The 10996-nt window shown below is 63.0% G+C and carries 11 protein-coding genes; 6 read left to right on the top strand and 5 right to left on the bottom strand.

Going from position 1 to position 10996, the window contains the following annotated elements; genetic code table 11:
• The first annotated feature begins 1 nt into the window (after position 1).
• The 4 genes from ACIPY2_RS17165 (at position 2) to ACIPY2_RS17150 (ending at position 3262) form a co-directional block, all read left to right on the top strand.
• Complete coding sequence (locus ACIPY2_RS17165; protein WP_400267599.1) at positions 2 to 196, top strand: hypothetical protein; 195 nt, start codon at positions 2 to 4, stop codon at positions 194 to 196.
• Positions 197 to 327: 131 nt separating this feature from the next.
• Positions 328 to 525: a hypothetical protein gene (locus ACIPY2_RS17160; RefSeq protein ID WP_400267598.1), complete on the top strand. Its 198-nt coding sequence runs from the start codon at positions 328 to 330 to the stop codon at positions 523 to 525.
• A 521-nt stretch (positions 526 to 1046) separates the two neighbouring features.
• Positions 1047 to 1712: a TetR/AcrR family transcriptional regulator gene (locus ACIPY2_RS17155; RefSeq protein ID WP_400267597.1), complete on the top strand. Its 666-nt coding sequence runs from the start codon at positions 1047 to 1049 to the stop codon at positions 1710 to 1712.
• Between the two features lie 86 nt (positions 1713 to 1798).
• Positions 1799 to 3262, top strand: a complete 1464-nt coding sequence (locus ACIPY2_RS17150; RefSeq protein ID WP_400267596.1) for an APC family permease — start codon at positions 1799 to 1801, stop codon at positions 3260 to 3262.
• Between the two features lie 51 nt (positions 3263 to 3313).
• Here the strand turns inward: ACIPY2_RS17150 and ACIPY2_RS17145 are convergent, their stop codons facing one another.
• Positions 3314 to 4711: a cation:dicarboxylate symporter family transporter gene (locus tag ACIPY2_RS17145; RefSeq protein WP_400267595.1), complete on the bottom strand. Its 1398-nt coding sequence runs from the start codon at positions 4709 to 4711 to the stop codon at positions 3314 to 3316.
• A gap of 737 nt (positions 4712 to 5448) precedes the next feature.
• Between ACIPY2_RS17145 and ACIPY2_RS17140 the strand changes: the two genes are divergently transcribed.
• Positions 5449 to 5859, top strand: coding sequence for a hypothetical protein (locus ACIPY2_RS17140; RefSeq protein WP_400267594.1), 411 nt, complete (start codon positions 5449 to 5451; stop codon positions 5857 to 5859).
• 11 nt (positions 5860 to 5870) lie between these two features.
• On the opposite strand, the gene ACIPY2_RS17135 is transcribed toward ACIPY2_RS17140, so the two are convergent.
• Positions 5871 to 6812 carry an A/G-specific adenine glycosylase gene (locus ACIPY2_RS17135; protein WP_400267593.1) on the bottom strand — a complete coding sequence of 314 codons (942 nt, stop codon included), beginning with the start codon at positions 6810 to 6812 and terminating at the stop codon, positions 5871 to 5873.
• Positions 6813 to 6947: 135 nt separating this feature from the next.
• Here ACIPY2_RS17135 and ACIPY2_RS17130 point away from each other — a divergent pair, with 135 nt between their 5' ends.
• Positions 6948 to 7616, top strand: coding sequence for a hypothetical protein (locus ACIPY2_RS17130; RefSeq protein WP_400267592.1), 669 nt, complete (start codon positions 6948 to 6950; stop codon positions 7614 to 7616).
• A 3-nt stretch (positions 7617 to 7619) separates the two neighbouring features.
• Here the strand turns inward: ACIPY2_RS17130 and disA are convergent, their stop codons facing one another.
• The 3 genes from disA to radA all read right to left on the bottom strand — a co-directional run bounded on the left by disA (position 7620) and on the right by radA (position 10963).
• Positions 7620 to 8696: a DNA integrity scanning diadenylate cyclase DisA gene (disA, locus tag ACIPY2_RS17125; RefSeq protein WP_400267591.1), complete on the bottom strand. Its 1077-nt coding sequence runs from the start codon at positions 8694 to 8696 to the stop codon at positions 7620 to 7622.
• A gap of 215 nt (positions 8697 to 8911) precedes the next feature.
• Entirely contained in the window at positions 8912 to 9535 is a 624-nt protein-coding gene (locus tag ACIPY2_RS17120; RefSeq protein ID WP_400267590.1) for a Pr6Pr family membrane protein, read from the bottom strand.
• A gap of 54 nt (positions 9536 to 9589) precedes the next feature.
• Positions 9590 to 10963 (bottom strand): DNA repair protein RadA, encoded by a 1374-nt coding sequence (gene radA / locus ACIPY2_RS17115; RefSeq protein ID WP_400267589.1) that lies wholly within the window; start codon positions 10961 to 10963, stop codon positions 9590 to 9592.
• Positions 10964 to 10996 lie beyond the last annotated feature (33 nt).

Here is a 10996-nt window from a genome sequence, read left to right as displayed (position 1 = left end):
GGTGTACGTCGGCATTTTCCTCATCCTCGCAGCGGCCGGATTGCGCGTGGCGGGCCGGCATTACGCCGGACCGTCCCGTGAAACCCGGGCCACGGCCAGTTTTCGCGGCGTCCATGCGGTGCCCTTGGGAGCCGCGGCTTTCCTGGTTGCAGCGAGCGGCATTTTCATCGTCGCAACGGGCATCAGCCTTGGGTGACTTGCGGCCGTCGCGGGCTGTGTCCAGAAGGTGTCCCAACCGTGTCCCAAACTGACACGGTTGCTGCGGGTTCCCGGGACGGATGCTTGAAGGGACCCAATAGCCCCAATACTTTTTGAGAGTTGATCTCGATGATGAACAGGAAGCTCGCACAAGGACGGCACGTCGAATGGTTGCGGGCATCGGCACACTTCAACGAAACCGATCTCGGCGAACGGACCGACCTTCAGCTGAAGCGCTCCGGGAAACTCGTTCACCGTCTCCTTCAGGACATGGCAGAAGGCCGCGATAGCAGCGACGCCTCACCGTGGCCAACCCCGGGCATCTAGCCCCTCCAGCCGCGGTCCGTGGCGTTTGTTCCTGGCACTGTGTTCAAGCGCCACGGCCCGCTTCCTTTTACCTCAGGAGGCACAGTGGTCCCGCCAGCCAGCTACGTGTTGCCCGTTGCTTTCGGCGGGCCTGCCGGGCCTGACCTGGGGACGGCTGGCCTGCTCCTTGATATGCCGCCGCGGTCTTTGATCAGGCGCCTCTGCCGGACAAAGCACACCGTCAGACGGTTCACAGCGCCTGCGGCCTCTGCCCTGATAGAAGTTCCGTGGGGGATGGACTGGCACCAGACGGCCCACGCCGGCAGACGGATCAAAGCCGTACCCCAGGGATCCCTCACGCTCTCTGTCCTCGGCGTCACTCTAACCAGTTGCGATGGGTACACGGACGACCTTGTGGTGGGCCGGGTGCAGGAATGTTTCGCCGAGTGCCTCATCGGTGAAGGCGACTCTGTTTGGCTTCGGTCTTCTCAGCCTAACGACTGTTAGTTAGACTTATTTCATTACGACCCTTTGAGGATGAAATGAGTCCATCTCCGCGTGAGCAGGCGAACGCTGCTGTCCGGGAATTCCTGTCCAAGCGTGACTGGTCGGCACAGACGCCTGCCAGGAAGCGGATCCTCGCAGCTTTCCTCCGACTGGCCGCCACCAGCGGTTACAACTCTGTGAGCATGCGTACGCTGGGTCGCGAGCTGGGCCTCAAAGCGCCAAGCCTCTATTCCAGTTTTCCGCAGGGCAAGGAGCAGATTGTGGCGGAATCGCTCCTCTGGTTCACCCACGGATTCGCGCGCGAGCTCCTCGATGCAGTGCAGGACACTATGTACGCGGGCGACTACTGGGCGGCCCTTGTTCGCTTCCACGTCGCCCAGCAGGTGAGCACGCCCGAGGCCGATCTCTGGAATCTTTTGGTTGCTTCGGACAAGGTGGCTGGGTTCCTAAATCAAGGACTGCGGGAAGAGCTGGCTTTTTGGCAGCTTCTGCACGAGGAGATGTACACGGCTGCAGCCGAGGAAATGGGCCTCTCCGTTACTCGGCAAACCATCCAAGCCATTTTTACGCTGCTAGACGGCGCAGCCCACTGGTCCGCGTGGGACGGCACGGCGGCACATCTGGAAAGCCTGGCTGACCACGGTGTGGCACTGACCCGTTCCTTGCTTGAAGTCGGCGCCGCCACCCGCGCCGGCACGTAGCCTGTGCTGTCCCAACATGGCACACCGCCCTTATCTGCCCGGTCGATACTGTGATTCAGAACTCAATAATCAGTGATGAGGATTACATGAATAGCACCACTCTCGACGCCCCAAAGGTGTCGCGTCAGATCCAGGAGAATCGGCTCAGCGGCAACATGGGAGTGGGCGAACTCGTGATGAACGTGCTCGCTTTTTCTTCGCCACTGGCCACGGTGGCCGGAACGCTTCCCGTGCTGCTGATGTTCAGCGGTCAAACAGCGCCAGCCATCTATCTGCTGGTGACGATCATGCTGCTGATTTTCTCGGTGGGATTCGTCAAGATGAGCCGCAGCGTCCAGGGACCGGGTGGCTTCTACTCCTTTGTCACGGCCGGACTGGGCAAGCCGGCAGGTCTCGGCGGCGCCTTCCTCGCACTGTTTGGCTACATCTTTATCGGCTTCTTCGCTCCATCGTTCTTCGGGGTGACGCTCCAGGGGTTTGTTGTCGATACCCTTGGCGGACCGGATATAGCGTGGTACTGGTACGCCCTGGCCATCACTGCCGTTACCACGCTGCTGGCCTACAACCGCATCGACCTGTCCGCCAAGCTGCTGACCATCGTTATGTTGCTGGAAGTGGCAATCATTATTGTGTTCGACGTCGTGTCCTTCTCCAGCAACGGACTTGAGACAGTGCAGAGCGCAGGATTCGCCCTGCCGTCCATCACTGACGCCACCCTGGGCCTGGCATTGCTTTTCGCCGTGGGCAACTTCTTCGGCTTCGAAGCAACAGTCATTTACCGGGATGAGGTCAGGAACCCGGACAAGACCATCTCGCGGGCAACGTATCTGGCCGTCGCGGGCATCGGCGTTTTCTACGCAGTGGCAGCGTGGGCCTTCATTGCGTTCTTTGGGCCGGATAAGATCCAGGCCGAGGCAGAGAACAACACGGTGAATCTCTTCAACGACGCGCTTGTCGGCCTTGTGGGCAGGATCTTTGCCGATATCGCCGTCATCCTGCTCATCACATCCGTGCTCGCGTGCATGCTGTCCATCCAGAACATTGCCGCCAGGTACAGCTTCGCGCTGGCCTCGGACCACGCTCTCCCCAGGTTCCTGGGCCGGGTCCACCCGAAGCACAAGTCGCCGTACGTCTCGGCGTTGGCTGTGGGCATCGTTTGGGCTGCTGCCACCGTGCTCTTCACGGTCCTGGGTGTTGCTCCGGAAGCCTTGTATCCCATCGCCAGTGGAAGCGGAACCTTCGCCGTGCTGCTCCTGATGTTCATCACGAGCTTCGCCGTCCTGGTCTACTTCATCCGCCGCCGCGGCTTCGCGCCGGAATCGGTCTGGAAGACCATCGTCGCACCCATCATCAGCGTCCTGTTCCTAGGGGCCATCACTTACCTGGCAATTGCTAACTACCCCGAACTTATCGGCGGTTCGGCGGTCCTGACCCTCATCTTCATGACGTTCACCTTCGCGCTTTTCTTCGGCGGAATCGTCTACGCCTTCTTCCTGCGAAACAACCGTCCCGACATCTACGCCCGCTTGGGCCGCCAGCGCATCGACTGAGCCGGAACGGGCGGCCATGGGGCACAGGACCGCCCGTTCCCACCGAAGCACTCAGGAAACGGCAACCGCCGGGCCGGGCGAGGCTGGAACCTTCCCTTCAAAAGCGTCCAGCATGGCCTGGCGATCAAACTGCCCTTCCCACTTGGCAACCACGAACGTGGCTACGCAGTTGCCGAGCAGGTTCACAACTACGCGCATCGAGTCCATGAGCCGGTCCGCGCCAAGGAGCAATGCCACCCCGGCGACGGGGAAGATGCCCAGCGCTCCAGCCGTGGCGGATAGGGCCAGGAAGGCTGAACCTGGTACGCCGGCCATGCCTTTGGAGGTCAGCATGAGGACTCCCAATGCGGCGAGCTGCTGCCCGAGGTCGAGGTTGTGCCCGAATGCCTGTGCCAGGAAGAGCAGCGAAATGGACAGGTAGAGCGCGGCTCCATCAAGGTTGAAGGAGTATCCCGTGGGCACGACCAATCCGGTGGTTGCCCGGGAGCAGCCTGCATTGTTCAGCTTGGTCATGATGCGGGGCAGCACGGACTCGGTCGATGCAGTGCCAAGGGCCAGCAAGAACTCCTCCCGCGAGTATTTGATGAACTGCCACAACGGCACGCGGGGATAGGCCCAGGCCACCAGGAAAAGAAGGCCGATGAAGACCAGTGCCGAGCCGTAGCAGCATGCCACCAGCACGGCGTAGGTGCTCAGTGAGCTGAGGCCATATTGCCCGATGATGAACGCCATCGCTCCGAAGGCGCCGATGGGAGCGACGCGCATCACCCAAGCCATGATCTTGAAGAACAGTTCAAGCGTGGTTTCCATGACGTCGATGACGGGCTTGCACTTGTCCCGCCCGACCACAACGATTGCGGCTCCGAAAAACACGGCAAAGCAGAGCACCTGCAGCAGCGAGTTTGAGGCGAAGGCGCCAATGACGCTGCTCGGGATGATGCCAAGCAGGAATTGGCCGACATCCTTGGGAGGGGCGGTGCTGGTTTTGGCGTTCAGTGCATCCTGCGAAAGGGTGGCGGGATCTATGTTGAGTCCAGCTCCGGGTTGAACGAGGTTGGCCACCACCAGTCCGAACGCCAGTGCAAACAACGTGGCTGCAGTGAAGTAGGCCAGCGCCTTGATTCCTACCCGCCCCACTGCTTTGACGTCTCCCACCGCGGAAATTCCGGTCACGATCACCATGAAGATCAGTGGGGCGATGATCATCTTGATGAGCTGGATGAAACCGTCACCGAGGGGACGCAACGCCGCGCCGGCGTCGGGCCAGAGGTATCCGATGGTTATGCCGGCCACCACGGCAACCAGGATCTGGGTAAACAAGGATTTGTGCAGCGGCCGCTTGCTAATGGAGGCGGCCGGAGCCGGGGAGGTTTTCAATGGATCGCCTATCTGTGCGGGGCCGCGCAGGAGACCGCGGGGCCGGATCACAGATGACGCTATGGGTGGCATGTTTCCGGATTGCTAAAGGATGCGCTCGCCCATGTTTAATATTGGAATACACATTCCATCATGCGGAAATTCTAGATGAGGCCAAGTGGGCGACAGCCCTCGGCCCTGACCTCCGCAGGTTTAGGTGCCGGCCTTTGGCAGTCATCCAGATAGACGCGGTAGGACATGACGTGTGCGCTGAGCGGTCCGGCTGAACAATCGCATTTGTAGACGTGGGGCATCCACAAATCTCCTACGAAGGCTTTCAACCAGGCTTCGCATTCAAGCGGCAAGAGTTTGGCGGGCAGGCCGCTGGCCTCGTGATGTGCGGTAAGGGAGACCGTTACGCAGGTTCCGGCGGGCGCCGGACCTGCAGTGAACCAACCAAGCTCAGCCAATTCGGCAACGAGCGTGATCTTTACCGTCGAATCCTCCGTGGCCGCGAGCGGTCCGAGCCGATGCCGAGTGCGGCCGGATCCGGACCTTATCGCAGCACGGAGTTCTCCCAGGTCTTTGCCGTAGGTCCGCTGGATCCGTGCCGTCAGTTCCGTGCTTGACGCTAGCTGCGCTTCGCCACGATTCCCCGCACCGCGCACGACGCCTCCCAATCGCTCATCACCCCGGACACGGCGACATTACCCGCTCGGGGCATTAATTGGCCATAGGGATGCGACTATTCCTGCCTGAGGCCCTGATCATCCAGAATCAGGCTCGCCGTCACGAATCTCGGGCACTGTTCCCCGAACGGATACCTGCCTGTGGGAGTGAACGTCAGGCTGCGCGTCGGCAGGGGGGATCCCGAAGGTGATGTCCCGGTAGTCGTAGCTTCCATTGGGCTTTCCGTCAGGCTGGGCAAATCCAGGAGGCCCCGCACGGTCCCGTCATACGTCGACTTGGCGGAGCATACCCCTTCAGCGTTGCAGCCTTGGTCCACGGTGGCGGAACCGGGCCGCAGCACAAGGTCTCCTTCGCTGCAGGCCCCGTTCTGGCAGGCTTTCAGGTGCAATGTACCCACCGATGCCGAGTACCAGGCTGCCACCGTCACGGACACCCCTGTCACCTGCCCCATGGCGGGACAGGCAACCGGCCGTGGGTCGCAACTTGGCAGCAGCGCAGAAGCGCTCACAAGAGTCAATGCCAACGCAATCTTCCCCATGGCTTCAGGGTAGGGCGGGATGCGCTAGGCAGGAAGCCGCAGACCGCCGTCGTGCATTTCCGCCAAACCGTCGCTCAGCAGCCCGTCCAGCGCACGCTCGAGCTGTTCCGGAGCGGAGTTGAGCCGGTGTAAGGCGGCCAGCGGAACCCCGAAGCCCGTGGGTGCGAATCCAAGGTCAGCCGGCGCCCGTTCAAACAGCTCGCGGGGCACCGGGGCGTCGGCGACGCGCAGGACCGCCATCACGGCTCCGCGGACCTGCCGGTCGGTGCCGTGCCAGGCCTGTCCCTTCGGGGTGTACGACGGCGGCGGCTCGCCGGCCGCAAGCCAGGCGCAGCTTTCCCGGACCGGACAGTCGGCGCACTTCGGACTGCGGGCGGTACACACCGTGGCTCCGAGCTCCATCACCGAAGCATTCCAGCGCACGGACAAGCGGTGGTCGTCGGGGAGCAGGGCGTCCGCCAGCCGCATCTCAGCGGCCGTGAGCGCGGGCGCCGGAAGCGCGTGGCCGGACAACAGCCTCGCATGCACGCGGCGGATGTTGGTGTCCACCACGGTTTCGCGTTTGCCAAAAGCGAAAGAGGCGACGGCGGCGGCCGTGTAATTGCCCACGCCCGGCAGTTCCAGCAGTTCAGGATAGTTGTCCGGCACCTTGCCGCCGTGCCTGTCCCGGATGGCGACGGCGGCGGCGTGCAGCCGGAGGGCCCGGCGTGGATATCCAAGCCTGCCCCAATGCCGGACAGCCTCGCCGGAGGGCTCATTGGCGAGATCCGCGGGGGAAGGCCACCGCTCCATCCAATCCAGCCACACGGGCAGCACCCGGACCACTGGAGTCTGTTGGAGCATGACCTCGCTGACCAGGATTCCCCAGGGGCCGCAATCGGGTTCACGCCACGGCAGCTCGCGGGCGTTCTTGCCAAACCACTGGTCCAGGGCCTCGTGGAGCTGCTTCAAATGCTCGGTGTTCATGGGTGACATGCTGCCCTCCACTCTAGTTGAAACCGGGCCCGGCCCTCCCGTCCACGGAAGCATGGCGGACGTCACATTTGCGGTGGGCGGCGTGGTGGTGAGGTACCCGGAGGGTGCGCCGCCTAGCCTAGAAATATGGCCACCCAGGGTAAGCAGCAGTCGTCCGCGCGCGCGTCGGTGCCGACGCAAAAGCGGCGTCCCAGCCCTGCCGTGTACCGCCGTCGCAGGCTTGTTGTACTTATTGGGCTGCTGGTGGTGGTCGCGCTTCTGATCGCCGGTGTTTCCGCGATCGGGCGTGCCCTCGCGGGCGGTTCCGAGCCCCAAGCCGTCAGCACGCCGCCGGCCACCACCGCGGCGACGCCTGTGAGCACGCCCTCCGCCGGGACGGCGTCACCGTCAGCTTCACCGACCCCCGTCTGCGACTTCAACCTCATGACCGTGGCGGCCAAGACGGACAAGCCGGCCTATGCCGCAGAGGAACTCCCGATGCTCACCATGACCATCACCAATGGGGGCTCCGCGCCGTGCGAGGTCAACGTCGGCACCTCCCAGATGGAGTACCTGATCATGAGCGGAGCCGACCGGATCTTCTCATCCAAGGACTGCCAGACCGGTGGCGTTGACCTCATCAAAACCATCCAACCGGGCAAGAGTGAGACCGCCAACTTCCCGTGGCAGCGCAACAGGACCCTCGAAGGTTGTGGCGCCATCACCGCCAAGCCCGGGGCAGGCGGTGCCTACTACACGTTTGAGGCAAGGCTTGGAAACAAGGCCAGCCCCAAGGCCGTGTTCCAGCTGAACTGACCGTTAGAGGAAACGGTCCAAAAGGCTCGCCTCGGCCATGCGGCTCAAGCCCTCGCGGACAGTGCGGGCACGCTGGTCGCCGATGCCGTCCACGGTCATGAGGTCGTCGATGGTTGCGGCCATGAGGTTCTGGAGGCCGCCGAAGTAGTCCACCAGCCTGTCGGCGACGGCCTTCGGCACGGATTTCAAACCGGAGAGCAACCGGTACCCGCGGGGCTGGACTACTGCATCCAACTGTTCCACGCCACCTGCGAATCCGATGATGTGGGCAATCTTGCTCAGGTCGATCAGCTCCGTGGGACCAAGGTTCAAGAGGGCCTGGACGGATTCCTCGATGTCCTCGGCGCTGGCGTCCGGATCGGCATAGTCGCGGATGATCACATCGCTGCCGGGCCCTCGTCCCATTGTCAGTTCTTCAAGCTGCAGGGACAGAAGCCGCCCGTCTTCGCCCAGTTCCAGGACGTACTGCGCGATCTCCTCCGAGATCCGCCGCACCATTTCCTGCCGCTGCAGCGTAACGGCCACGTCCCTTACCGTTACCAGCGCCTCGATCTCCAGCGCGGAAAGCGAACTGGTGACCTGGTCCAGCCTTGCGCTGTACCGTTCCAGGGTGGCCAGCGCCTGGTTGGCGCGGGCAAGGACCTTCTCCGAGCCCTCCAGTACGTGCCGCAGGCCGTTCACATACAACGCGATGATCTGCATGGACTGGCTGACGGAAATCACTGGAACGCCGGTCTGGATGGCCACCCGTTCTGCCGTGCGGTGACGGGTGCCGGATTCCTGTGTTTCGATGCTGGAGTCGGGAACCAGCTGGACGGCCGCGCGGATGATGTTGCTGGCGTCCTTGTCGCAGACGATTGCCCCGTCCATCTTGGCCAGCTCACGCAGGCGGGTGGGGGAGAACTCGATGCCGATTTCGAATCCGCCGGAACAAATGGCATCGATGGTCCGGTCCGAACCCAGTACGATCAACGCTCCTGTACGGCCGCGGAGGATGCGTTCCAACCCGTCACGCAAAGGCGTTCCGGGTGCGACTCTGGCCAGAGTCGCCTTGAGCGATTCTTCCGGGCTCCGGGCCATGGGGTTTCCCTTCGAAGGTGCAAGCCTCGGCTCACAGACAAGCTGAATCCGGCGTCCGGGAACATCACAAAAGTGCCCCGAAGACGACTAGCACCATGATAGGGCTTCCGGGCACTGTTAACCGCACCAGCAAGCCGCAAAGTGGGTCATTTCGTTATCTTCGGGAGGACCCGGAAAGTGGGTTTGCGCTGCACTCAGCCAAGGGCATTTTGGTGTCAGTAGTCCACCTGCCGCTTCATCCTGTTGCCAAGCCATAGGACAGCAAGGCTCACCACAAGGAAGCCGACGGCGATGGCGATCGCGTACACCAGAACGCCGCCCCAGCCGCCGGCACGGTCCGGGTTGATGAACCAGTACGGATACCAGCGCACTATGGAGCCGCGGATCAGGCTGTACGCCAGGTACGCAACCGGGTAGATCAACCAGTACCAGATGTGTCGCAGCTCCAGCCGGGCCCGCGGCGGCTGGAAAAGCCAGTCCGCAACCATCACCACGGGCATCAGGTAGTGGACCACGAAGTTGACCCACGGAACCATGGAGCCCAGGTCCTCACCCGCGAGCAAAGCGCCAAAGACGAGGCCAACCACGGCCATGGCGATCGTCGCAGTGCCGCGCGTGACATCGTCCGCCTCACTGGGCCGTTTGCGGATAAGCACCCGATAGCCGCCCACCAGGAGCACAACGGCGGCGAAGATGTTGGACAGATTGGTGAAATAGCTGAAGAAGTTTCCGACGTCGTAATTCAGACCCACATGGACCACCAGTTGCGTTGCCACCGCCACCAAGGTCAAAAGGCCAAAGAAGAAGCGTCCCCCGATAAGCACTGTTCTTTTGGTCATGCGCCTAATACTTGCCGACACGCCGACGCCAAGAGCGCCGACACCCCGCAACGCCTAAGTGATGAGCAACTCGAGGGCCTCCGCAAGGTGCCCAACCTCGCGAACCGAGAAACCATCCGGGATGACACCCGCGCCTGCCGGGCTCGCCGGAACGATCGCGTGGGTGAAGCCGAGGCGGTGGGCTTCCTGGATGCGCTGGTTGATCCCGGGCACAGGACGCACCTCGCCGGCGAGGCCAACCTCACCGAAAGCGATAAGCCGCTGGGGGAGGGCCTTGCGCGACTTGGCCGATGCCACAGCGAGTGCGACAGCCAAGTCAGTGGCCGGTTCGCTGAGCTTCACTCCGCCAACGGTTGCGACGTAGGAATCGTCCTTGTGCAGCATGCAGCCCGCCCGCTGTTGAAGGACCGCGAGCAGCATGGCGACGCGGGAGCTCTCCAGCCCGCTCGTTGCCCTCCGTGGCTGGGCGTTCGCGCTGTCCGCCAGAAGTGACTGGACCTCGGCCAGCAGCGGCCTGCGGCCCTCCATGGTCACCGTGATGCACGTGCCGGAGACGGGCTCCCGCGTCCGTGAGACAAACAATCCGCTGGGGTCGGCGAGGCCTTCGATGCCGGTCTCGTTGAGGTCGAAGCAGCCGACGTCGTCCGTGGCGCCATAGCGGTTCTTGACCGCCCGGAGCAGCCTCAGCCTGGAATGGCGCTCGCCCTCGAACTGGCACACCACATCAACCAGGTGTTCAAGAAGCCGCGGCCCGGCAATGGTGCCTTCCTTGGTCACGTGGCCCACCAGGAGCGTGGTCATGTTGCGCCGCTTCGCTGCGGCAATGATGGAAGCGGCAACCTCACGGACTTGTGAAACGCCGCCGGCGCTGCCTTCGACGTCGGCACTGCTAAGCGTCTGGACGGAGTCGACAATGAGGAGCTTGGGCTCGAGCTTCTCCACCTGGCCGAGCGCCTGGCTCAGGTCTGTTTCGGCCGAGAGGTACAGCGTGTGCGCCACGGCGTCGATCCGTTCCGCACGCAGCTTTACCTGCGCTGCCGATTCCTCGCCCGTGATGTAAAGGACGTCCTGCCCTGTGCGCGCGAACTTTGCGGCAACATCCAGCAAGAGCGTGGACTTCCCGACGCCGGGTTCTCCGGCCAGCAGGATAACGGCACCCGGGACCAGCCCTCCGCCGAGGACGCGGTCGAGCTCGTCCACGCCGGTGGGAAGGAAGGCCGCCGTCGTGCCATCAACCTCGGCTATCCGGCGCGCCGGCTCCAAAACAGTGGCAGCCGCCGTCGTCCGGGCCACGGTGGCGCCGTACTCCTCAACGGTTCCCCACGCCTGGCATTCACCACAGCGACCCACCCATTTGATGGCAGTCCAGCCGCATTCGGTGCATTTGTAAGCGGGCGTCTTGGATGCACGGGAGGTCTTGGTTGCCATGGATCCAAGGTTAGCCGGGGGGACTGACAGGAT

The organism is Paenarthrobacter sp. NPDC089675 (assembly GCF_044749185.1).
Lineage (GTDB): Bacteria > Actinomycetota > Actinomycetes > Actinomycetales > Micrococcaceae > Arthrobacter.
This window is presented reverse-complemented; position numbering and strand designations above follow the sequence as displayed.